Source organism: Dehalococcoidia bacterium, from assembly GCA_028711995.1.
In the GTDB taxonomy this organism is placed as follows: Bacteria; Chloroflexota; Dehalococcoidia; order SZUA-161; family SpSt-899; genus JAQTRE01.
Genome location: JAQTRE010000012.1, coordinates 1 through 23,567 on the forward strand (window position 1 = coordinate 1; position 23,567 = coordinate 23,567).

The 23,567-nt window shown below is 52.6% G+C and carries 26 protein-coding genes; 11 read left to right on the forward strand and 15 right to left on the reverse strand.

The annotated features are described in order from the left end of the window. From PHV74_03435 to PHV74_03445, 3 genes are all read right to left on the reverse strand, one after another. The coding region (locus tag PHV74_03435) for an IS5 family transposase (GenBank protein ID MDD5093417.1) at positions 1–677 on the reverse strand (677 nt) is incomplete at its 3' end. 516 nt (positions 678–1,193) lie between these two features. Further along, positions 1,194–1,802 carry an NYN domain-containing protein gene (locus PHV74_03440; protein MDD5093418.1) on the reverse strand — a complete coding sequence of 203 codons (609 nt, stop codon included), beginning with the start codon at positions 1,800–1,802 and terminating at the stop codon, positions 1,194–1,196. Between the two features lie 92 nt (positions 1,803–1,894). Continuing rightward, positions 1,895–2,470, reverse strand: coding sequence for a carboxymuconolactone decarboxylase family protein (locus PHV74_03445; protein ID MDD5093419.1), 576 nt, complete (start codon positions 2,468–2,470; stop codon positions 1,895–1,897). Positions 2,471–2,701: 231 nt separating this feature from the next. On the opposite strand from PHV74_03445, the gene PHV74_03450 reads away from it, so the two are divergent. Both PHV74_03450 and PHV74_03455 read left to right on the forward strand, forming a co-directional pair. After that, a complete protein-coding gene (locus tag PHV74_03450; GenBank protein MDD5093420.1) occupies positions 2,702–3,253 on the forward strand; it encodes an AAA family ATPase in 552 nt (183 codons plus the stop codon). After that, positions 3,250–3,735: a dCMP deaminase family protein gene (locus PHV74_03455; protein MDD5093421.1), complete on the forward strand. Its 486-nt coding sequence runs from the start codon at positions 3,250–3,252 to the stop codon at positions 3,733–3,735. Before PHV74_03450 ends, PHV74_03455 begins: the two co-directional genes overlap by 4 nt. Positions 3,736–3,829: 94 nt before the next feature. On the opposite strand, the gene PHV74_03460 is transcribed toward PHV74_03455, so the two are convergent. The 7 genes from PHV74_03460 to PHV74_03490 form a co-directional block, all read right to left on the reverse strand. Continuing rightward, positions 3,830–5,209, reverse strand: coding sequence for an MFS transporter (locus PHV74_03460; protein MDD5093422.1), 1,380 nt, complete (start codon positions 5,207–5,209; stop codon positions 3,830–3,832). A 110-nt stretch (positions 5,210–5,319) separates the two neighbouring features. Further along, the gene (locus PHV74_03465; protein ID MDD5093423.1) at positions 5,320–6,270 is read right to left on the reverse strand and encodes a glycyl-radical enzyme activating protein; all 951 of its coding nucleotides are present in this window, start codon (positions 6,268–6,270) and stop codon (positions 5,320–5,322) included. Positions 6,271–6,463: 193 nt separating this feature from the next. Beyond that, positions 6,464–7,774, reverse strand: a complete 1,311-nt coding sequence (locus PHV74_03470; protein MDD5093424.1) for an NAD(P)/FAD-dependent oxidoreductase — start codon at positions 7,772–7,774, stop codon at positions 6,464–6,466. Further along, positions 7,774–7,944, reverse strand: coding sequence for a 4Fe-4S binding protein (locus PHV74_03475; GenBank protein ID MDD5093425.1), 171 nt, complete (start codon positions 7,942–7,944; stop codon positions 7,774–7,776). The genes PHV74_03470 and PHV74_03475 overlap by 1 nt, the downstream gene beginning before the upstream one ends. Positions 7,945–8,222: 278 nt before the next feature. Further along, positions 8,223–9,431 carry a CoA transferase gene (locus tag PHV74_03480; protein MDD5093426.1) on the reverse strand — a complete coding sequence of 403 codons (1,209 nt, stop codon included), beginning with the start codon at positions 9,429–9,431 and terminating at the stop codon, positions 8,223–8,225. Between the two features lie 215 nt (positions 9,432–9,646). Next, positions 9,647–12,040: a pyruvate formate lyase family protein gene (locus PHV74_03485; protein ID MDD5093427.1), complete on the reverse strand. Its 2,394-nt coding sequence runs from the start codon at positions 12,038–12,040 to the stop codon at positions 9,647–9,649. 101 nt (positions 12,041–12,141) lie between these two features. Further along, the gene (locus tag PHV74_03490) at positions 12,142–12,615 is read right to left on the reverse strand and encodes a MarR family transcriptional regulator (GenBank protein MDD5093428.1); all 474 of its coding nucleotides are present in this window, start codon (positions 12,613–12,615) and stop codon (positions 12,142–12,144) included. A 259-nt stretch (positions 12,616–12,874) separates the two neighbouring features. Here PHV74_03490 and PHV74_03495 point away from each other — a divergent pair, with 259 nt between their 5' ends. The 4 genes from PHV74_03495 (at position 12,875) to PHV74_03510 (ending at position 15,931) form a co-directional block, all read left to right on the forward strand. After that, a complete protein-coding gene (locus PHV74_03495) occupies positions 12,875–14,059 on the forward strand; it encodes a cofactor-independent phosphoglycerate mutase (protein MDD5093429.1) in 1,185 nt (394 codons plus the stop codon). Positions 14,060–14,068: 9 nt separating this feature from the next. After that, positions 14,069–14,293 carry a hypothetical protein gene (locus PHV74_03500; protein MDD5093430.1) on the forward strand — a complete coding sequence of 75 codons (225 nt, stop codon included), beginning with the start codon at positions 14,069–14,071 and terminating at the stop codon, positions 14,291–14,293. Further along, a complete protein-coding gene (locus tag PHV74_03505; GenBank protein ID MDD5093431.1) occupies positions 14,290–15,027 on the forward strand; it encodes a metal-dependent hydrolase in 738 nt (245 codons plus the stop codon). Before PHV74_03500 ends, PHV74_03505 begins: the two co-directional genes overlap by 4 nt. A gap of 85 nt (positions 15,028–15,112) precedes the next feature. Further along, the gene (locus tag PHV74_03510; protein ID MDD5093432.1) at positions 15,113–15,931 is read left to right on the forward strand and encodes a phosphatase PAP2 family protein; all 819 of its coding nucleotides are present in this window, start codon (positions 15,113–15,115) and stop codon (positions 15,929–15,931) included. Between the two features lie 18 nt (positions 15,932–15,949). Here PHV74_03510 and PHV74_03515 read toward each other — a convergent pair whose 3' ends face one another. Beyond that, positions 15,950–16,897: a radical SAM protein gene (locus tag PHV74_03515; GenBank protein ID MDD5093433.1), complete on the reverse strand. Its 948-nt coding sequence runs from the start codon at positions 16,895–16,897 to the stop codon at positions 15,950–15,952. Continuing rightward, positions 16,894–17,055, reverse strand: a complete 162-nt coding sequence (locus PHV74_03520; GenBank protein MDD5093434.1) for a hypothetical protein — start codon at positions 17,053–17,055, stop codon at positions 16,894–16,896. Before PHV74_03520 ends, PHV74_03515 begins: the two co-directional genes overlap by 4 nt. 125 nt (positions 17,056–17,180) lie before the next feature. On the opposite strand from PHV74_03520, the gene PHV74_03525 reads away from it, so the two are divergent. The 3 genes from PHV74_03525 to PHV74_03535 are packed head-to-tail and all read left to right on the forward strand — an operon-like array spanning position 17,181 to position 18,721. Next, a complete protein-coding gene (locus PHV74_03525; GenBank protein MDD5093435.1) occupies positions 17,181–18,194 on the forward strand; it encodes a patatin-like phospholipase family protein in 1,014 nt (337 codons plus the stop codon). Positions 18,195–18,252: 58 nt separating this feature from the next. After that, entirely contained in the window at positions 18,253–18,441 is a 189-nt protein-coding gene (locus tag PHV74_03530) for a hypothetical protein (protein ID MDD5093436.1), read from the forward strand. Continuing rightward, positions 18,428–18,721, forward strand: coding sequence for a hypothetical protein (locus PHV74_03535; protein ID MDD5093437.1), 294 nt, complete (start codon positions 18,428–18,430; stop codon positions 18,719–18,721). The genes PHV74_03530 and PHV74_03535 overlap by 14 nt, the downstream gene beginning before the upstream one ends. 13 nt (positions 18,722–18,734) lie before the next feature. On the opposite strand, the gene PHV74_03540 is transcribed toward PHV74_03535, so the two are convergent. The 3 genes from PHV74_03540 to PHV74_03550 form a co-directional block, all read right to left on the reverse strand. Beyond that, the gene (locus tag PHV74_03540) at positions 18,735–19,667 is read right to left on the reverse strand and encodes a polyprenyl synthetase family protein (GenBank protein ID MDD5093438.1); all 933 of its coding nucleotides are present in this window, start codon (positions 19,665–19,667) and stop codon (positions 18,735–18,737) included. A gap of 97 nt (positions 19,668–19,764) precedes the next feature. Continuing rightward, a complete protein-coding gene (gene rpiB, locus PHV74_03545; protein MDD5093439.1) occupies positions 19,765–20,202 on the reverse strand; it encodes a ribose 5-phosphate isomerase B in 438 nt (145 codons plus the stop codon). A gap of 90 nt (positions 20,203–20,292) precedes the next feature. Then, the gene (locus tag PHV74_03550; protein MDD5093440.1) at positions 20,293–20,898 is read right to left on the reverse strand and encodes an L-threonylcarbamoyladenylate synthase; all 606 of its coding nucleotides are present in this window, start codon (positions 20,896–20,898) and stop codon (positions 20,293–20,295) included. 116 nt (positions 20,899–21,014) lie between these two features. On the opposite strand from PHV74_03550, the gene guaA reads away from it, so the two are divergent. Together guaA and PHV74_03560 are read left to right on the forward strand one after the other, a co-directional pair. Then, a complete protein-coding gene (guaA, locus tag PHV74_03555; protein MDD5093441.1) occupies positions 21,015–22,583 on the forward strand; it encodes a glutamine-hydrolyzing GMP synthase in 1,569 nt (522 codons plus the stop codon). A 39-nt stretch (positions 22,584–22,622) separates the two neighbouring features. Next, positions 22,623–23,552 (forward strand): hypothetical protein, encoded by a 930-nt coding sequence (locus tag PHV74_03560; protein MDD5093442.1) that lies wholly within the window; start codon positions 22,623–22,625, stop codon positions 23,550–23,552. The last annotated feature ends 15 nt before the right edge of the window (positions 23,553–23,567 follow it).

Genomic DNA, 23,567 nt, shown 5'->3' on the forward strand with positions numbered 1-23,567 from the left:
TTGGAATAAGCCTTGTCTCCATAAACAGACTTTTCTTCTCCATGAAGCAGATCATCCATTACCTGTGAATCATGCACCCCGGCATTGGTGACAACGATGCTGTGCACCAAACCCCGTTTACTTTCCGCCCCCACGTGGGCCTTCATCCCAAAGTACCACTGATTCCCTTTCTTGGTTGATTTCATCTCGGGGTCTCGTTTCCGGGCTTCATTCTTGGTCGAAGCAGGCGCGTTGATGATAGTGGCATCCACAATGGTTCCTTCACGTAACATCAACCCCTTCTCAAAAAGGTATCCCTTTGTCTTCTCAAATATCTTTTCCGTGAACCGATTCTCTTCCAGGTAATGCCGAAAGTTCAGAATGGTGGTTTCATCCGGTATCACATCGGCTTCCAGATCGATTCGGGCAAAGCGCCTCATCGATTCACTATCATAAAGCGAGTCTTCCATTGACGGATCGGATAATCCGTACCACTGCTGCATGAAGTAAATCCGCAGCATCCGTTCCAGCGGCATCGGCTGGCGACCATTACCTTTCTTCGGATAATGCTTCCTGATAATCTTCAATAACTCATCCCAGGGAATCACCCGATCCATCTCTTCCAGGAACTTCTCCCGACGAGTCTTCTTTTTCTTGTTCTCATAGGTCAGGCTGGCAAAAGTGGGGCCAATATTCATCGGCAGACTCCTTCGAATTGATCTACCTCTATTATCGCATGATTCAGGACTTATTCAGAGATTGCTTAGAGAAACGGGGTGGGTGGTGGGGACACGGTTCAGAAGAGATGAACCATGACACTTCGAGAGTGGTGCGGAGTGTGGCTCGAAATTGACAAGGCCCTGCTGAGGGGGAATGGTCGAGCGGCTGAGTTCGTCCCGGATAGTGACGACTATTGGACTAGAGACTCCACACGGAAGTGCATCAGAGTGGGGTTGGATAACAGAGACATTACCGCAATCTCCTGCGGCCCCAACTTTCCCTACGGGGGGAGGGGTAACACGGCTCGGAGCATCGCTAGAATGAGGACATCCACTGCATCGCCTGTTTTATCATCAAGGGCTAGGTTTAGGCCGTTCTCAATACTGATGAGGCACCGAAAACATGGCCTAATAAAGCCACAGGCTTAACCCCGTATAGCTGAAGGAAAACGGTGAAACTCTGTTCTTCAGATTATATGGACAGTCATCGACCCGTCACTCGCCCCGGGGAGGGTTATGTTCAGCCAACACATTCCCTTGACCCGGTTTCCTGGCTCCACTATATTTACGCCGCACACGGCGCTTGACAGTCCACATATCCTTAAAAAAGTCCCTTTTGAGCAGATGTTGATAGTCAGCCACCTCCAGAAGGTCCTTTGAAATGTTACTTTCGAAATAGGCTACCTCCACATGCTTGCCCATATTCTTCACTGTCTGGAGTGCATATGCGAAATCGGCATCTCCACTGACGAGGATCGCGGTATCATAAAGCCCCTGCCAACCATAGTGAAGAAGGTCGGTGGCCAGCATAATGTCCACACCCTTTTCCACCGGAATGCCTTGCTGCAACTTGGTTCTCCCCAGTCGAACCTCCAGATACGGCGTCTTGCGAAGAGTATCGAGGAATTCCTGCTGCTCACGATGTCCCTCGGGTCGCGAGGTTTGATCCTGCAAAATATTGTAGTAATAAATTCTGAAAAGCCGCCGCTCACCGCTGAGCTTCCGGGCAAATTCAGCAAAGTTGAGGTCATAGCGCTGGCAGTTATCCCGAAGGGCATGATAAAGATTACTTCCATCAATGAAAATAGCGACCCTGTCCTGCATTCCAACCTCCCCAAAAGTGATATGGGCTGAATTAGTCCTATAATAAACGGAACACTCCCTGGCTGTCAAAGAAAGGGGATATCTCCAAGCGCCTACTTCTGCCTGTCAGCCCTGCCGAGCAAGTCTTTGGCAGTACCTACGTGCCGTTCGTCCAGATCCACTTTCAGCGGGACCAATACGCGTGCCACCATCCCCCAATATCCGATGGACAGGGTCAGTTCAACAATCTGGCGTTCGCTAAGGTGGCTCCTTAGCCCATCAAATGTCCCTTCTGTTACCGTAACATCCACCGCTAACTCGTCTGTATATTGCAAGACCGCACGTTCCTCTTCGGTGAAACTGGCTGACTCCCTCCATGAATGGACATCATCGATTTGCTGCTGGCTCACGCCAGTAGCGAGTGCGATCGATAAATGCTGCGTCCACTCATACTCGCTTCCCGCCAGGTTGGCCACGCGCAGGATAGCCAACTCACGCAACTTCGATGAAAGTTCCGCCCGGCTCAAAAGGCGGTTTCCCAACTTCAGGAAACTGGAAAGCATCGGCGGACTGACAGCAACTGCTTTATACAAATTGAGCACCCTGGCTCCGTTGCCTTCGATCTTTCGGAATACCTCCTCGACCTCTTTCGAAGCCTGGTCTTTTTGCACCAGTGTTACACGAGCCATATCCTACACCTCTCCTTCAATGCCACCTCTGGCATCACGTTGAACCGCCTCTGTAAATAGCGCTTTCATTATAGCATCTAACATGCTGCTTACTCAGTGTGTTCCTCAGTTTCCTACCCTATCCCAAAAGACGCCCGACAACCCAAACAAGACCGTCCAACCTGGGAATATGGTATAATTGAGCGTGAAATTCGAAAAAAGGACACGCCTCGTGGCTGCAGAAAAATCGAAATGGTCATAAACAAAGTTATCGCCATCGTCGGCATGAATGGGTCAGGCAAATCCGAAGTGGCCGGTTTCTTCGAAGAGAAGGGGTGTACGCGCATCAGATTTGGCGAGATAACCGATAAAGAGATCGCCAAACGCGGTCTGAAACTCAACGAAGAAAACGAGCGCAAGATCCGCGAGGAACTGCGCAGAGAGTACGGCATGGCTGCTTATGCCAAACTCAACGCCCCGCTGATCGATGAAGCCCTCAAGAAATGCCCTGTCGTGGTGGACGGCCTCTATTCGTGGGAAGAATACAAGATGCTCAAGGATATCTACGGAGACTACCTCATTATCGTGGCTGTGTATTCATCCCCGAGAACCCGACAGAAGCGCCTTCCTCAAAGACAGGTCAGGCCACTCACACCAGTGGAATCGGCCAGACGGGATTACAATGAGATCGAAAACCTGGGAAAGGGCGGTCCGATTGCCATAGCGGATTTCACATTGATCAACGAATCTTCGATGGAAGCCCTCAAGAAGGATACAGAGGACGTCATCGGAAAGCTTTTATGACCTTGAAAGCAGAACGTCCCGCCCCGGATGAGTATTTTCTGAAGATCGCCTCGGTGGTAGCGGAGCGATCCACCTGCCTGAGGCACCATGTGGGAGCAGTGGCCGTCAGGGATAAGCATATTCTGGCCACTGGCTATAATGGTGCTGCTGCCGGCCTCAAGGATTGCCTCGAATTGGGATGTTTACGGAACGCACAGGATATTCCTTCGGGAACACGCCACGAGATATGCCGGGCAATTCACGCCGAGCAGAACTGCATCATCCAGGCCTCGCTTCATGGGGTAAGCCTGGAAGGGGCTACGATTTACTGCACTCACACGCCCTGCATCCTTTGCGCCAAGATGCTGGTCAACGCCCGGATCAATCGATTCGTCAGTTTCGGCACATATGCCGATGACTCCTTTCGCAACCTCTTTGCCGAAGCGTCCATCACCACCGATATCCTCGCCAGGCCTTCGAGCCGTATCTCGCTACTGGAATAATCAGGACTGGGGAACACCGAGCGCAGAGTGAGGAATCAGCCAGACAGTTTTCACTTCTCCGAATACAGGTGCGTCACAACATCCGGGGACGGTGCTATCCTGTGCCTTTGGACGGTATCGACGTGCTGGCACGACTCGGCAAGAGAAAGATAAGCGGAATACTGGCAAAACAAACTACAGCCAACCCCGTGAAGACGACGCTGAAGCCGTGCGTCAAATCATTACTCCGATTCAGAATCAGCGATGCAACCACGATCCCAACCGAGGCACCGGCATTCAAAAACATGCTCCTTATCCCGGTAACCGTCGCAGCCTGCTGGGGTGCCAGATCAACACAGATATTGTTGATCGCTGTGACAATGGCTCCCATTCCCAATCCAGAGAGCGCCATGAAAATGAGCAGGAAGTCGGTGCCACCCAGATGAAACCCAAGGATATCCATGCTACGCGGTTCAATAGCCAGAAAGACAATGCTGAGCCCCATTACAACTGTGCCCAGCAGCATGGGCCAACGATACCCTAGCCTTAGCACATACATGCTGGTTACCGTGGAGATAAGCAGCATACCCAACGAGCGTGGTGTCATGATTACACCGCTCTTGAGCGTTGTCTCATGATATACAGCAACCGCGTATGTGGGAGCAAAGGCGGAAACTGCATAGGTGGAGGCACCGAACACGAAATTATAAACATTAGAGGCGGCAAAGGATCGGCCTCTGAGAAATTCGATATTGACAATGGGATTCGAGACACGGCTCTCTCTCCTCACAAAGATCGCAATGATCGCCACGCCCACAATAAACAGTACGCTCACCCATATCCAGGGGGTGTCGTTTTGCCGGATCAGGCTCAAGCCGACCATTATCGCACTCAGGAAGGCCGTCAACATGCCGGCACCCGCCAGGTCCAGATGACTTTCCTTCCTTTTGCCGGGCTTCAAAAGCAGCGCTGCAATTACGCAGGCAGCGGCCAGCACCGGCAGATTGACCCAGAATACCGATCTCCAGCCCCAGGCGGGTGTGATCCATCCGCCGATGTTTGGCCCGGCGAGCGTCCCAAACGGGACGATGCTGATCAGGAGCCCAATTGCACGCTGACGAGAGTCAGCAAATTCTCCGGCTACGATGGCGACACCGCAAGAAGTCAGGGCTCCGGCTCCAAGACCCTGGATCAAGCGGAAAATGATAAGGCTTTCCACATTGGGCGCCAACAGGCAGAGTAGCGTGCCGAGGGTGAAAATGAGCAAGGAGGACATGAACACGGGCTTTTGGCCGAACGCGTCGCTCAGTCTGCCTCCCAGCGCCACACTGATGGTAAGCGTCAGCATATAACCGCTCACCACCCAGCCGATTAGGATAAGGGAGGAATGAAAGTCGGACCGCATTGTCGGCAGCGCCACCGACACGGCACTGGCACCGAAAGTGGTGAGGAACATAACCATCCCTACAGTGCCGAAAATAATATATCTTCGCATATTGCAGGCCAATCCCCTTTATTGATTGGCGATGGGGGAATAGATGGGGTCCAATGCTCCGATTCCAGTCAACAATCGACTATGCCGATCGAATCTTGCCAGAGTCTTCTCTAGACAACCTTCACATCCACTCCGTATGAATGGACGATTTCCACACAGGCTTTCACAGCGTCCTCTTTCATGGTCTCGACATCGCTCATACGATATTCCATGTCCAGCGCTTCGTACTTCTTCATGCCGAGTTTGTGATAGGGTAACAGGTTGACCTCCACACCTCCCAGTTCGAGAGCAAATTGGGCCGTATTACGCATGTTCTGCTCGGAATCATTGCACCCCGGAATCAGCGGAATCCTCAAGATCAGGGGCACTCCTTTGGCCACAATCTTCCTGGCGTTTTCCAGAATAAGCTCATTGCTCACACCGGTGAGCTTCTTGTGCGTCTCCGAATCGGTATGCTTCAGGTCAAAGAGCACCAGGTCCACATATGCCAGGATCGGTTCCAGCACTGTCCACTTCAAATAGCCGCACGTTTCGAGTGCCGTGTGATACCCCCGGTTGTGACATTCCCGTAAGAGATTCAACAAAAAGGTCGACTGAGCAGTGGCCTCACCTCCCGAAGCGGTGACTCCCCCTCCCGAGTTACGGTAGAAAGGAGCATCCTTCCTCACGATCTCAACCACCTCGCCAACAGTCATCACCTTGCCTGATACACGTCTGGCCTCGGGGATGCAGACGTCCACGCATTTGCCGCATGCCTGACACAAGCCTCTATCGATTTCCACCGAACCATCGGAGCTAACCAGAACAGCATGATTGGGACAAACAGCTACACATTTGTGGCACCGCTGGCACAAATGCGACATAAAAATGAGCTGGGGCGCCGGGTTTTGCGACTCGGGATTGCAGCACCATAAACAACTCAGAGGACACCCTTTAAAAAAGACGGTGGTCCGTATTCCGGGGCCGTCCTGGATGGAAAATCTCTGAATATCGAAAACGCGTCCTTTTATATCTAGCGCCCCTGCTTCACTGTCTTTTGTCTTTACACTCTTCGGTGTCATGGCCACACTGCCTCCTTACCATATCCAACTGCCTGCCGAGTCAAGTCTATCCAGCCAATTGCTCCGCGTCAATCCCAAAGAACTCAGATTAGCCATGCTTCTGCCCCGCAGGCTTGAGAAAAGCAGGGGCGATTCATGAATCGCCCCTGCTTGAGATGCCTTCTGGTAATACAGTTCCTATTTAATCCTTGCCTCAAGCGGGCTTGAAGCGCTTTTGAACGTCCTCAGCCACCATTCGGCCGCTCTTGATTGCCGCTAGAGAACACCACCAGCCCTCAGGGGCGGACCGATCACCCACAGCGTATAACCCGTGGATTGGCGTCTTGATGGACACATTGCCTCGTCCGGGGATGTTTCCGGTAACGCCCCAGTCTCTCTGGGCGACCCTGACCTTTATCAGCGTGGCGTATTTTTCCACCTCAGGCATGTTGTGCCGCAGATCCTCCAGGGACAGTGCTATCTCCCTGCGGATATCATAAGGGGGATAGACAGACTTTGGCACGCAGGCAGCTTCAAGAAGATGTTTGCCTTTGGGAGACATCTCCGGGCAGAGCGGGGTGAAATCGAGGATCATAAAGGCTCTCTTAAATTCGGTAAAGCAATAGCAGGACGATCCCTCCAGCGAGGGCAACAGCCTATCGGTCATGAATTCAAAACAGATCATCGGCGAGCCGATGATGTTGTTCACGTCTTTCATGTAGCCGGGACTGAAATACTCCTTCCCTGCCAATTCCACAGTTTTGCGCGGCGGGGCGTTGCTGATGACCGTCTGGGCTACGATCTCCACCTGCTCGCCATCTTTCTGAACCACTACTCCGGTGGCCTTGCCATTTTTGACCTTTATCTGCGTTGCCGGACACCTGGTCCACACATCTCCCCCCAATCTCTTGATGGCGGCCACCATGGCATTGGTGAAATCACCGCATCCCCCGGGGGGATAGGCCCAAGTCATGTGCGCGCCCTGGGTAATATGGCGGAAGAACTCACCGGCCGGTATCTCATAGCTGTTAACGCCAATGCCGCAGGTGAGAAAATGGAACAGCTTCAAAATAATGGGGTTATTGGTATACTGCCGGCCCCATTCATCCATAGACATGGAGTAGGAGGGTTCAGTCCAGGTGATAGCTTGCATCCATGCGTTGTATACCCTTTGAGCCTCCTCATCGCTGGTGGCAGCCTCGCCGATCAGGGTCTTCCACATCGTCTTGGGCGGAGCAATGATGTCTTTGCCTTTCATGCGGAACTTGAATACCGGATCAGGGATGCGAAGTTCCAGCTCGGCGCCGACCTCCTTACACAGTTCACCGTGGATCTCAGGGCCGATCATGGCGGCGCCAGTGTTGAGCTTGAAGCCATGATGGTCAAGCGTCTGGCATCGCCCACCGACAAACGGCAACTTCTCGACGATCTGAACGCTATAACCCTTCTTCAGCAAAAGGGCGGCGGAAGTGGTAGCTCCGATTCCGCTCCCGATGATGGCCACATCACATTTGATCTGTTTCATTACTTCACCTCCCGGATGGCATCCATCGGGCAGGTGCCCACACACTCAAGACACTCCGTACAAGTATCCCTGTTTATCTCGATCACTCCATACCCTTCCAGTGCATCGACGGGGCAAAATGCAGAGCAGATATTGCAACCGATACACTCCTCCTGATCAACTACGACCATTGTCTTTCCTCCTTCTATTCCTTAGGTAACTACCTATAATCGCTATCGCGTTGCTGCCGGCAAACCTTCCCAGATCACCGCAGTTTACCTTTCTCCCGCTCTTCAATCATCAGTTCCCACCGGCAACAGATAACGTCCTTTCTCTTTCTGGGGGGCAGCTTCACCCCCCACGCTTGGGGAAAGAAGGAGGATTTGGGGGACACCCCCGAACCCCCGATCTGGTCGAGGGTAGGCCCCCAGCATGAGGAATCCTGCACTACTGGATCAGAGATTCCTTGTTAGATTACCTCTTCTTCTTTCAACTTGATGATTTCATCCCAGTCCATTCCAAGAATTTCGTTCAGAATCATTTCGGTATGTTCCCCATACTCGGGTGCCGGCAACCGGATCGAGGGCACATCATCCCCGAAACGAAGGGGCGTAACCGTCATGCGGGTCTTTCCGAATCTTGGATCCTCGTATTCCCCGATATAGTCATTGGCCCACACTTGCGGGTCTTCCATCAAATCGAAGAAACTATTCACCGGAGCGACAACGATGTCTTCTTTGCCCATCATTTCCAGCCATTCCGCCCGGGGCCTAGTAGCAAATGCCTCGTCCAAAATTTCAATGCATTCGGCGGAATGCAGTTTCCTCACAAAGATGTCTTCAAATCGCGGATCCTTCTCAATATGCTGCAAGCCTAGAATCTCGCACATGGGATGCCAGTATCGATCTGCCTGAAGCATGCCCAGCGTAAGCCATTTGTCATCCTTGCATCTATATTCGTTCCAGAATGGATTGGGTGTATTTGTCCTAGCATGCCTCGGAACTTCTTTGTTAATCAAAGTTACGTGATCGACATTCATCCCCAGCAAATGAATCATACTGCCAAGCAGTGAAGCCTCAACTTCCTGACCCTTCCCCGTTCTCTCCCTCTTCAGGATGGCGAGAACTATACCCAAAGCAGTCATGGTAGCTCCCATGTGATCGGCAATGGCACCGTTCAAGTAGGCGGGTGGAGTGCCTGGCGCTCCCATAATACTCATGATCCCGGATCTGGCCATGACCAGTCGATCATATGAGGGCGCGTCTGGGCTTGGACCCTTTGAGCCCCAAGCCGTGCTTACCGCGTATATCAGGCGAGGATTGTGTCGAGACAGGGTGTCATAATCAATCCCCAATTTTTTGGTTGCTTTCTTGCGCACGTTGTGCACAATTACATCTGATTTTTCCACCAGCTTCCAAAGAACCTCCCGACCCTTCGCCTTTGTCAGGTCCAGACTCAGGTCCTTTTTGTTGAAGTTGGCGTGCTCCATCGGCGGAAGACGCTGTACCTCCCCCATTTCAAACCTAACCTGGGTCATCGCGCCCCTCATCGGCTCACCGGTACCCCGGGGCTCTATTTTTATCACCTCAGCCCCAAGGTCTCCCAGCATCCTCGGCGCTACACTCTGAAACCAGGACGTCAAATCCAGAACCCGATATCCTTCAAGCGGCAATGTCATTGTGGTCTCCCTCCTTAATCAGTATATATGTTTCAATTTTATGCTCGTGCCCCACTGGCGGGGCACGAGCATAAATAACCACTTCCTTGCCTTTCGCGGCTTTTTAAAACAGTATACTGAATTAAGGTTCAGTAAGTCCAGTACTTCGATGATCTATTCCGATAATCCAATCCCCCATACCCGCTTATGGGGAAATGGCTGCCGGGAATCGGGCATCAAACCCTCAGTTCGGTTCGGGAGATGATCTCTTCCTGAATCAATGGGTCAAGTTGTACAAAGAACGCGCTATATCCGGCCACCCTGACCACCAGATTCTTGAATTCTTCAGGATGCTGCTGAGCATCACGCAAGGTCTTGGCGTCTACGATGTTGAACTGAACGTGATAGCCGCCCAAGTCCATCAGAGTCTTGACCAACAGCATCAGTTTTCTCATCCCCTCTCGATCCGCCACCGCTGTGGGATGGAATTTCATATTGAGCAAATCCCCATCGTACTTCATCCGGTCTAACACCTTGGAAGCCGACTTGATGAGGGCAGTTGGCCCATGCTTATCGGTGCCGGGATAAGCGGAGGTGATGCCGTCGGCGAAAGGCTGCAGCGATTTTCTACCGTTGGCGGAGGCTGCGGTGTAGTACCCAAAGAGCCGGTGGAGTGACACGCTGACCGCTTCTGGCCGGCCATCGTCGGTGTTGGTATGAGTCTTAAGTACCATAGTGGCATCATAGAACAGGTCAAACCACTGCTTGACGATGCTATCCACATAATCATCGTCATTGCCATATTTGGGAGCATCCTGCAACATCTTGCGGACATCCTCATGTCCTATGAAATCGGCCTTCAAGGCGTCCATCACTTGTTTCAGGGTGAGTTTCTTGTCTTCATACACCAGCTTCTTTATCGCCGCCAGGGAATTGCCCAGATCGACGGTGCCCACCGGCAGGGTGAGGTCTCCAGAATATCTGGCGCCGCCTTCCATCAGGTTCTTTCCTCGCTCAATGCAGTCGTTAACAACCGCAGACTGGAAGGGACAAGGTAGATACTGCGAATTGAGGGTCAGGGAGGCGATATCGATCTCGCGCCCCAGTTTCACCAGATATTGCAGATGTTGCCACACAGCATCATGCAATTGCTCATAGGTCTCGAATTTCTCCGGATCCCCGGTTTTGAGACTATGCTGGACTCCGGTCAATATATTCACGCCATTATTAAGCGCCAGCTCCAGCATCTTGGGTAAGCACACCAGCGTCTCCCAGGTACCGTTGTTCTTGCCAGCGGGCAGGGCCTGGGTGCAGGCGACCATGGTAAAATCGCGAGCCTCTTCTATGGAACACCGGTAGCGTTCCAGATTGCGCTGGACAGCCAGATCAGAGTTAACAAAGGCCGGCTTGCCGATGCCAAGTCGGATGTTCTCGGCGCACTTGGTCAACAGCTCCTCGGGAAGCCTGTTATGCCAGATGCAGACCAGGCTGGGCTGGATCATCCGGACCTGGCCGTCTGCCTCCAGGATGAGGTAGTCCAATTCACAGGTGGCGTCGGTTCCATCCAGTTTGACCCCGCCGATGCTGATGTTTTGCCCCAGATGATTGGGGGCAGCCAGAGCGGCATTGGCGCCGGGCTGGTGCAGAGCAAGCTCCGACATCTTAATGAAGAGGAGTTCCAGCAGTTCGACGGCTTGCTCGTCGGTGATATCGCCGCGCTCCTTATCCTGAACGAAGAAGCGGTTCATGTACTGTCCGATTCTGCCGGGTGAAATGGCTACCTGGGCCGCTTCAGCCCAGATGCCGCAATGAGTAAACCAAAAGGCCTGAACTGCATCGCGAAAATTGCGGGCCGGTTTGGCCGGCACCCAACGGCATCTCTCGGCAATCTCAAGGAGTTCCTTCTTTCGGGCCTGATCGGTCTCGCTCTGAGCCATCTGCTCGGTCAAATCGGCATAGCGGTTAGCAAAGGCAATGACCGCCTCGCAACTCATAATAGCCGCCTTGAGAAACTCAAGCCTGTGAATCTCATCCACGTAGGCCGCCGGTACCTCGGCAATCTTTCGACGGGCATGGGCAATAATCCCCTCCAGTCCTTCGTTGATCACCTTGGCGTAGTCAACATTGAGATAGCCGATGGGGCCGAATGAGCTATCCAGCATGGAGCATTCTTTCATGATCTCGGGACGGGTGAGTCCCGGGTGCGTATCGGCGAAAACCTCGTTGACCATATCCACCATGCACCGGCCCTTGAAATACTCCCGAGCTTCGCGTATGTGCTTCCAATCCTCTTCCGACAAACCTTCATGCACGCTTCCGAACTGGCTGTTGTGCGCTTTCTTGGTCCACCAGTTGCTGGACCATTCCGGATAAGGGATGACGCCCCGGCGAAACTCACTGGGATTACCTACAATGGGATTTTCATCGATGTGGAGAGTCATTCCCTTGAGGTATTTCTCCAGAACCCGGGCGCGGATGAGCACAGGCGCTCTGCCCTCATTCTCTCGATAACCCTCCACGACAAATTTCAGGCGCTCCGTGGACATCTTGATAGGCGCTTCATGGAAGCTCTCCTTGAGTCTGCTGACGCGCTCGCTTAATATTGCCTTTTCTTCAAGTTGGAATGTCATATCTCCTCCTTTCCTCTGTATATTTCATTTGTCCGGTTCTATTTTGAGATTGTGTTCACCCAAACCTCTCACCCCCCTGCATCTCACATAACTAAAGGCTCTCATATCAGGACAGGATTCCGAACGCCTAAAAGTCGTTCCAAGTACATATCTCGGAGCAGTTTCATGTAACGCCGGATTTCTCGGAGTTCATCTTCCGAAAAGCGCTGCCCCATCTCGCCCATAATATCTTTCACCACGGGCCACGCCTCCTCCATCACCTTCTCGCCTTTGGCCGTCAGGCGATAAATGTAATGCTTACATCCCTCCGGCTTCTCCCTGAAGATGAGTCCCGCCTTTTCTGCCCGGCTCAACAAACCGGCCGCGCTATGTTTCTCTCTAGCAAGCCAACGTGCAAGCTCACCGAGCGTCACTCCTCCGGGTTGTCTGCTAATCATAATAAGAACCTCGAACTGCTCAATAGTGCATTGGTAGCGTGCCAGAGAAGCTGATACCGCCTTATACATCGATTCGCGCGCTTGCCGGACAAGCCACCATGTGTTTAGAATTGAGTCGTCGAATTCATAAGAATCCATTGTTCTAAAGGTTCCTCAAAAGGAATTCTGTGTTTATTACCAATATGTATCGTATGCGATACACACATGATACTACACCTTTTTTTCGGTGTCAAGGAGTCAATCACATCCAAAATTTAAGGGTTCTTCCTTGTTGAAGCGACGGTGCAAGCCCGGATCGGGAATCTACGGTCCGATGTGAATCTGGTCAACTGGTTGAGAAGCGCCAAGTCTGGTAATATTATGAAGGATAACAACACACGTAACGGGAAATAAGTGCATGAAATATATTGTTCTAATCATCGATGGCGCTGCGGGTTGGCCGCTTGAAGAGCGCGGCTCAAAGACATGCCTGGAGCTTGCCGGAAAACCCAATCTCGATGCCATGGCCAGAGAGGGACGCGTTGGTCTGGCGCGAACTGTTCCGGAGGGTATGGAACCCAGCAGCGCCTGTGCTTGCATGTCCATCATGGGATATGACCCCGGCATCTTTTACAGCGGCCGAGGGCCAATAGAAGCTCGAAGCATGGGCATTCAACTGGCAGAAGGTGAAGTGGCGTTTCGCTGTAACACCATCGCCGTGCGGGATGAAACAATGTGGAGCTATAGCGCCGGGCATATCACCGATGCCGAATCGCACGCGATTATCCGAACACTGAACGAAACTCTGGGAAGCCAGCGAGTGCGCTTTCATCCCGGCGTGGGCTACCGGCATATCTGCGTCATCAAAGAGGGAGAGGCCTGCCTTGAAGCGATTTGCACTCCTCCCCATGATATCCCCAACCAGCCGATTGCCGGATTTCTCCCGCACGGTCGCGGAAGCCAGTTGCTCCTCGATCTGATGGAACGGGCCAAACCCATTCTTGAAAACCACCCCGTGAACATCGCCCGCCGAGCCCAGGGCAAGATTCCCGCCAATATGATCTGGCTCTTCTGGGGCGGCAAAGCCATACCCGATTTTCCTTCATTCAAACAGCGCTTTGGGGTGAGCGCAACCCTGACGTCCGGTGTTGGCCTGCTCACCGGTCTTGCCCAGTTGGCCAACATCGACATACTGGAAATCCCCGGCGTCACCGATAACATCGATAATGACTATGCGGCACAGGGTGAGGGAGCGCTCCATGCACTCAAGAAACACGATCTGGTTTTCGTTCACGTTGAGGCGCCCGATGAATCCGGACACGAGGGACTGATTGACGAGAAGATCAAGTCCATTGAGCAAATCGATGAGTTGATCATTTCCCGACTCCGCTCATGGACCAAAGATGACCTTCGCGTGCTGGTCATGCCCGATCATCCCACGCCCATCAAATTAAAAACGCATGTTCCTGATCCGGTGCCTTTTGTTCTCTGGGGACCGGGATTTGAGAGCAACGGAGCAAAATCTTACTCGGAAAATATCGCCCGGAGTAACGGCCTGTTTATCGAAAAGGCACATGAACTGATGGGAATGTTGACTCGATAGATGGCGCACATGGCTAAGACCCCAAAAAACACACCGGCCAAAAAGAAGCGTTTTGGGGAACAGTTCCCCAAAAGCGAGCTTTGGTACTATGGCACAGGGGCGCTGGTCTATATCGTTCTGGGGCTTCTGCTCCAGAACATAGTACTGAACTTCGTTGTAGGACCGCTTTTCATCGTAGCCTGGATATGGTGTCTGCCACCCCTCATTGACAGATGGAAGGGACGCCGCTCATGAGCTGGGCAGCGCACGAACTGGAGAACTTCTATTTTCTCAAGAAACTTGGGCAAAAAGTATCCTATCTTGGCCTCCTGGCAGGGGCTCTCGCCCCAGACGTACTTACCAAACTCTACACTTACGGATTCAACCTCGGCGGAGTCGAGTTCGCAGCCGATAATCCGGCCCAGTGGCACCGGGGCTGGCCAGGCATGGGCTTCACCACATCGCTGATGGCCGGGCTTATCCTGGCCATCTTCGTCTATATCATCAGTAAAGGGAACAAAGCGTGGTTCATCGGCATCCTGGTTGGGTACTCGGCTCACGTTATTACGGACTCGACCGATACCGTAGGAGTCATGATGTTCTGGCCTTTCTACAACGAGAACATCAGCATCGGGGCTTGGGCTTACGGAGCCGTTGAAGGAAAGCACGGCGACGCTATCGCCTATTACAGCTGTCTGGGATTTGTCATGGATACGTTTTGGATAGCTGTTGTGGGATTATTCGCCTGGCAGACATTGAGCAAAGAATACTTCGAAACAGTTGTTGTTCCGGCCGATCCCGCCTGGGGATGGCTCCAGCGCAAGTTTCACATGCCCGATCGTGCGTTGCTTGCGTTCTATCGAGCCTTCTTCTTTTACGGAGTCTGCCGCACGGTTGCATGGACCATGTGGGCCCACTTGATCATGGGAGCCCCTTGGGACCTCAGCTGGGGCGGGCCGCACTGGGTAGCGCCCTTTGAACCCTGGTGAACTCAATTGATGGCTGAAACACGGTACTTTTGAGTAGCCGTCCGCCAATGCGTGAAATTTGCCCGTTTGATATACTTAGATAGAAATGAACAGCGGAAAACGACTCCTATTGATTTTGAGGAAAAACCCCCGGCCCCTATGGCTTGATATCCTCTTCGAAATTACCATACTCTTCGCGGTCTACATGATCTATGCCTTCTCCCGCGGAAGCCTAGATGAAAAGGCCTCTATTGCTTTCCAGCACGCCAGAGATATTATGGACCTTGAGAAACATATGGGGATATTCGTCGAGAAGGATATCCAATCATTCTTTCTTGAGTCCTCATTCCGCACCGATATTGCCAACTTGCTTTATACCGTATGCTACTATCCCGCGCTCGTCTTCTTTGCTATATGGGCATATTGGCGTCATCGCGCCAAATACAAATTCATCCGCACCGTCTTCATCGTTTCAGCAGCCCTGGCCTTCGTTGTTTTTGCGCTGTATCCGTTGGCCCCACCCCGATTTTTCGATGGAACTCATGGTGCGGAGAACCTGAATTTCGTGGACACCATTCACACCAATTGGTCCGTGAACGAAGATTCCACCAAGCGATTTTACAACTCGTTTGCCGCAATGCCCAGCCTGCATCAGGGCTGGACAATTATGATAGGCATCGGAATGATGTGGATGACCAAAAGGTGGTGGGGAAGATTGCTGGGTATCATACTGCCGGTGGCAATGTTCTTTGGGATAACTTCCACTGCCAACCACTTCGTACTGGATGCCGTTGGCGGAGCCATTGTTATCGGCTTGTCTTTTGGAATTTCCGCACTGATATGGAAATACAAGGATAAGTTCCATCTGCGAAGGAGCCAAGCGCCATCACAAGTGATCGCCGTTGACTCTCCGAAAGAGGAATAGGCTTCTCTGTTTCGAAGATCACTCAAACGCTTGAGCCTGATCGAAATCCGGCCGATAGCACTTCTCGCTTTCCAATTCCTGAACCCACCCTCGATAGAATCCCAGAGAGTAGAATTCCTCCAGCACCTCTTCGTACTCCGCCTGCGTCAGACACCGGCCCAGTTCAGGGTGCGTTGCCACTTCCGGCGTAGGATAGTACTGCGCCATCAACGAAACGTGGATCGATGGTGAGAGTTCTTCGGCAATGAATCGAAGGCACTTTTTGCTGTTCTCGATCTGTCCCGGCAGAATCAGGTGCCTTATAATCATCCCGGACTCGGCGTTCCCATCTTCATCGAGCATGATGTTCGATCCCTTCTGGCGAAACATCTCTCTGAGAGCAGCAGCGGCTGTCACGGGATAATCCGGGGTCTGAGAATACCGCCGGGCGAGGTCTTCATCCATGTACTTCAAATCGGGTAAATACACGTTGATCTGACCCTCCAGAAAAGCGATGGTTTCTCTTCGATCATAACTGTTGGTATTGAACACATAGGTCGGCCTTCTTCCCTGCGCCTCCAACACGTTCATAATCACCCTCATCTGCGGGATGAAATGAGAAGCGGAGACAAATCCAACCGATCTTACTCCGGTATTGAGAACGGCCTCGATGCGATCGATCACCTCCGTCAGCTCAAGCTGATGTGCCGGATTATGACAGTCGTTCCGGCTGATCTGGTAGTTCTGGCAAAAAATGCACTGCATATTGCAATGGGTAAAGAAGATATTGCAGACCCCCTTGGGACCGGAGATCACCGGCTCTTCTCCTCGATGAGCCACAATCGAACCGATGTTGAACCCCATACCGCTTTGGCAGAACCCCAGCCTATCGGTGTTTCGCCGGGCATGGCAGCTACGCGGACAACAGGTGCAGTCCCGAAGATCATCCAGCGGCGCAAATGCATCCTGGGGAATGGGCGAGTTCATCTTGCAGCTTCTCCGGGACAAAACTTCATTCTCAACTCCTCCCTCTCCTCGGAGTAACAGGTAGAGGGACCATCTGCGTCTTCAACGGACCAGTTTGACTTCCCAAACAATCTGGCATATACTGTTCCAAATATCGTCGGGCTTTTGTCATCAACCATCTGGTGGTATTATACAATTATACAGCTACACATCGCCTATAAGGATACCTGATCGTTCGCGCCGCCATAAGGGATGGCAGTCGCCCTTGGAAAACAAGCCCTAATACAAGACCGCCGGAGCAATCATGGCCAAGTACTTTCGCATTCTCGCGATCGACGGAGGAGGGGTAAGGGGGATTATCCCGGCACGGATCCTCATGTCGCTGGAAACAAAGTTGAAGAAAGAGACGGGCAATCCCGATATCGCCCTTGGGGATTGTTTCGATCTCATTGCCGGAACAAGCAGCGGCGGTATTCTGACGTGCATCTATCTCTACCCTCAGCCAGATAATCCCTTACGCCCCCTCTACAACGCGGAAGAAGCGCTTCAATTCTACTTCAAAAGCAGCAACAAAATCTTCCGCAGTTCGGTGTGGCGCCGGATCAATTCCCTGGGTGGCGTCCTGGATGACAAGTATCCGGCAGACGGGCTCGAAACCGCGCTCGAGAAAGTTTTCCATGATCAAAGACTCAGCCACCTCATCAAACCATGTCTGATCACCGCCTATGATATCGGGCGTCGCGAGGCCTATTTTTTCAGGCAGCACGATGCGCGCAGGACTCCTGCCCGCGACTTTCTGCTTCGGGATGTGGGACGAGCCACTTCAGCTGCCCCAACATTTTTCGAGTGCGTCGGCATCAAGTCAGCCACTCAAGTGCACTATCCGATGATCGATGGCGGGGTGTTCGCCAATAATCCGGCAATGTGCGCCTACGCTGAGGCCCTGGCCATGAAGGAGGCCAATACGCCAACTGCAAAAACAATGGTCATCCTTTCCCTCGGTACCGGAGACGTCAGGACTCCATACAGGTATCATAGAGCCAAAAACTGGGGATCGATGCAATGGATCCGGCCTCTGGTGGACATCATGATGTCAGGCGTCTCCGAAACGGTCGACTACCAGCTCAGGCAGATATTCGCAGCGGTTGACGCTTCCCCTCAGTACCTGAGAATCCAGACCCAGATCCGACCGGCACACGCGGACCCTGATAATGCAGAATCTGCCAACCTGCGCACCCTCAAAGAGACCGGCCGCATACTCGCGGAAAAAAACAGTACCAAGCTGGATGCTTTCGCCAGACTGCTGTTGACGGACTGAGCAGACCCGAATTTCCGGGCATGAATGCATCCCTGGAATTCGGAAGGAGAGACGAACGATGGCCTTGCAGGATCGATTCGCCGTTGATGCCAAGGGAAAGAAGATCGGGGTGATTGTTCCGCTCAAGGAATACCAGAAGCTGATGGAAGATATATATGACTTAGCGCTAATCGCCGAGCAGCGAAGCGAAAAGACGATTGGAATTGAAGAGATAAAACGGCGGTGGAAGAAAGATGGCCTCCAATAAGATCAGCTTCAGACAGTCTGCCGAAGAAGCCCTGCGCGCTTTGCCGGAATCGGAGAGAGGGCGAATCTTTACGCGAATCGAAGCTCTGAAGACCGAACCCGTTTCCGATCACGCGGTCAAACTGGCCGGAGCCCGGCAACTATACCGCCTGGGTGTAGGGAATTGGCGCGTGGTGTACGCATTCGATCAAGAAGCCCGACAGGTTCTTATCCATCACCTTCGGCGTCGAAGGGGCACTGCTCGCACACTCACTGCAGCCGGAAAACGAAAGGCCCCTTGAGATCGCCCTCTGATCAGTATTCCCGCCCCACCAAGGCTTCGGCCAGAGACCTCAATTCGCCCTTGGCAGAGGGAGAGATGGCGATATCATCCAGTTCAGTCAGCGCCTGCTGAAAATACGCACCTGCTACCCCGGCAGCATGTTGGCGAGCCTCTAAGCTATCGAGTACCTCCAGGACTACAGGAATATCGATCTGTCGAACTCTCTGCTGACCATATATCCGGAGCAAATTTTCCTTCTGCCCCAATGCCGCATTTTCGATCCCAAAGATGACGGGCAGCGTCTTCTTCTTTTTGAGGATATCGCTGGCGACAGGCTTGCCGGTCACTTTCTCCTGACCCCAGATGCCCAGCACGTCATCCTGAATCTGGAAAGCCATTCCCAGATTCTGTCCGAACGCCGCCATGCCTTCGATAATCTGCTCATCGTCCGTTCCCAGGAGGGCGCCCATCTTCAACGAACACGAAAAAAGGGCCGCCGTTTTGCCGCCGATCATTCTCAGATAATCATTGATCCCGATATCGAGGCGGTTTTCGTAGGAGATATCCAGATATTGGCCCTCGCACAGCTTCAGACAGGTTGCATCCATCAGGCGCGCCGCAAGGATCACCTTGCCTGAATCAATTCCCTTTTGCTCCAGATCGAGCAAAGCCAGACGAGCCAGAACGTGCATGGCATCGCCGGTATTAATCCCTTGAGCTTCACCCCACACAGACCAAACCGTCGGTATCCCTCGCCGCTCCCTGTCTCCATCCTCAATGTCATCATGAACGAGGGAAAAGTTATGGAGTATCTCGATGGCAGCAGCAGCCGGCAAGGCTTTGTGCCAATCCCCACCCACCGATTCACAAGAGAGCAAACATAGCGCCGGACGAAGCAGTTTGCCTCCTTTGGTAAGCCGAGACTGCCCAGCAGCATCCACCCATCCCATGTGATAACGCATCATATGGTAAAGAGGTAAGGAAGAATCCCCCACCATCAAGCGGAGTTCTTGATCCAGGTTGGGTTGGTATCGAGAAGAAATATCCTGAGGATTCATGGTTCTATTTCAGATAAGTGTTCACTTTTTCCAATCGCCGGGCATGTCTTCCGCCCAGGAATTCCGAGTTCAAATACGTGATAACGATCTCGCGGGCAAGCCCCTCCCCGATCACCCTTTGACCCATGCAAAGAACGTTGGCATCGTTATGCTCGCGGGCTACCCTGGCGCTGAATGTATCGTGGCAAAGCGCCGCTCTGATTCCGGAAACCTTGTTAGCTACGATACTCATACCGATTCCCGATCCGCAAATGAGGATACCCCGGTCGAATCGCCCCTGCGCCACAGCACTAGCCACGGCAAACCCGATATCAGGATAGTCCGTCGAAGCCGTGTCGTAGCATCCGAAATCCTCATGAGACTGATCCATTTCGGCCAGCACACCCTTCAACGCTTCCTTCATTTCAAAACCAGCGTGATCGCTGCCTATGGCAATCCGCATTGTTATCTGCCTCCTCTTCGGTCCGCAACAAGTTTGAATTTGCGAATAGTCTAACACACCGCATGATCGGTTAAAAGTGCCTTCTCGTGCTCAGCGAATACCATCCCAAACCATGGCAATGCTCTCTCTGGATATAGCGCCTTCCCGAATGATCACAGGCGCGCCGCCGGTGACATCCACAACCGTTGATTCTATCCCCCCGGGGCAAACACCTCCATCGAGAATGAAGTCGACAGCGTCCCCCAATTGCGCATAGACTTCGGCAGCGGTAATGGCGCTTGGCGAACCGGTAAGATTGGCGCTGGTTCCGATCAAGGGTCTCCCGAGCGCCCGGATCAACTCCAGCGCAAGAGGGTGATCCGGAATACGGATGGCTACAGTATTTCCACCCGCCGTCACCCATTGAGGAACAGTTGCAGACTTAAGGAAAACCAAAGTCAACTGGCCGGGGAAAAAGTGCTCAATCAAATTCCAGGCGACTTCGGGAATCGTAGCCGCGAGTTGAGACAGGTCAGCCTTGTCGGCGAGCAATACCGGAAACGGCTGACTGAGAGGACGCTGCTTGATGCGATAGATCCGCCTCACCGCTTCCTCGTTGAACGCGTCGGCCCCCAGACCGTAGACAGTATCGGTCGGATAGGCGATCACTCCACCCTTTCGAAGAATTGCCACAGCGCTTTCAAGTTGCTGTTTCATGATAGAATCTCATAAGAGACTTCGAGGCGGGAAGCGGCATATGGCCTCACCCTGACGCCAGTTGACTCCAGTATACCATAATGTTAAGCTAGACTCGATATTGAAGGGAGCCTCCGATGCCGATAAAAGAATCCCGCCCCAAAGCCGCCGATGAATCCGTAGTGGTCATCGATTTTGGATCGCAGTACAGCTGGTTGATCGCTCGCCGCGTTCGAGAGTGTGGCGTCTATTCCGAGGTGGTGGCACACAACACAACGTGGGAGCAGATACAATCGCTGAACCCCAAGGGGTTCATCCTCTCCGGCGGCCCGGCCAGCGTCTATGAAACCGATGCCCCACATGCCCCAGCCTATGTCTATACCAGCAACCTGCCGGTATTAGGGATTTGCTATGGCATGCAGACAATGGCCTATCAACTCGGCGGAAAAGTATCCCGGGCGGATAAGCAGGAATATGGGCTGGCCACACTCTATCAAAACCATGACGGCAGTCCTCTGTTTGACGGACTACCTGATGCAATTCCGGTTTGGATGAGCCATGGGGATCGGATCATAGAGATGCCTCCCGGATTCCATGCCATCGCTTATACCGAGAACTCCCCGATTGCTGCAATGGCCAACAGTCAAAAGATGATCGGTATTCAATTCCATCCGGAAGTTGCTCACACCCCTCAAGGGAAAGAGGTTCTGAACAACTTTCTCTTCAAGGTATGCGACTTCAAGGGAAAATGGACCCCGGAAAGCTTTATTGATCACCAGATACAGAGCATCCGACAGGAAGTAGGGGATGGCCGAGTGATTTGCGCCCTTTCCGGAGGCGTCGATTCCACCGTGGTTGCCACTCTTCTCCAGAAAGCTATCGGAAGTCAACTGACGGCTATCTACGTAAACAACGGACTCATGCGACGTGAGGAGATTGAGCGCACCGCCAAAGTTTTGCGCCAGAATCTCAAAATAAATGGCCACCTTGTGGATGCCACAGACCGGTTTCTGGAACGCCTCAAGGGGGTTACCGACCCGGAGCAAAAACGCCATATTATCGGCAATGAATTTATCAAGGTCTTCGAAGAGGAAGCCAACAAGATCGGCCAGGTCGATTTCCTGGCACAGGGGACGCTCTATCCCGATGTCATTGAGAGCACAGCGACAGTGAGCCGGAAATCAGCGACGATCAAGACGCATCACAATGTGGGTGGATTGCCCGAGGTGATGAAGCTCAAACTCATCGAGCCCTTGCGATATCTTTTCAAAGATGAAGTGAGACAGGTTGGCGCAGCGCTGGGAATCCCTGAGGAAATGGTCTGGCGGCAACCATTCCCCGGACCGGGACTGGCGATTCGAATCATCGGTGACGTAACCAAGGAACGTCTGGAAATGCTCCGCGCCGCCGATTGGATCGTGATGAACGAGATCAAGAAAGCGGGCCTTTACCGCAAGCTCTGGCAGAGTTTTGCCGTGCTGACCCCTCTTAAGAGCGTTGGGGTTATGGGCGACTACCGCACCTACAACTACGTGGTCGCAGTCCGAGCAGTCACCTCTGAAGACGCCATGACCGCCGATTGGGCTCGCCTCCCCTATGACCTGCTGGCACGTATCTCCAACCGCATTGTTAATGAGGTTGAAGGCGTCAATCGCGTGGTCTATGATATCTCCTCAAAGCCGCCAGCCACCATCGAGTGGGAATAGTCGGTAGCAACCCAAAAGACAAAGGGGGTAAATCCGAACATGGCTTCAAAATTCAGGTTGGCACTCGTAATCGCTATGATATCCATCCTCATCGTCGGCGTCGTAGGCTGCGGTGATGATGACGATGGCGGAACTTCCAACGGTGATAACGCTAACGGAATCCAAGGCGTCTCGCTGACCAAAGCAACTCTCCTCGAAAAAGTGTCCGCCATATCGAGTGCATTCGAGACGTACGAACTCCAAGCGGACATGAAGATGGACATGAACGGCTGGGATGGAGAGGCGGAGGAAGAAATCAGTATGAACATGTCGATGGACATGCTCGGAGCAATGGATATCCCAGGCGAGAAGATGAAAATGATCATGAACATGACCATGAAGTTGCCGGAGGAGGCTCAAGAGTTCAGCGTGCCGGAGGACATGCAGATGGAAATGTACCTCATCGGCAATACGATGTACATGAATATGGGTGAAATGCTCGGCGGGTGGATGAAGATGGATGTGCCGGATTCCGAATTGGGGGCAGTTTGGGAAGAGCAGAACTGGGTCAATCAACAAACTGACATGTTGCTCAAAGCATTCAACTTCGAAGTGGTGGGCGAGAAAACGGTAAACGGAGTGGCATGCTACGAAGTGACGATGGAGCCGGACATGATGCAACTGCTCGGCCTGCTGGGAGAGCAGTTGGGCGACTTCATGCCGGAGGATATGGACGCCTCAGAGATGAGCGAAGCAATGGAGATGTTTAAAGACTTCTCCGTCAGACAATGGTACGATAAGAAAACCTTCCTCCCGGTCAGGTCAGAGATCGAGATGAACCTAATGGATGAGGAAGAGAATATTGAAATGAACATTGCGATGGAGATGAACATCAAGTACACGAGTATTAATCAGCCAGTCTCCATCGATCTCCCTAATGCGGCAAAAAATGCCGTGAATATGGGCGAGTGGTCAGAAGCGATGTCATGAGGATAGCACACATGG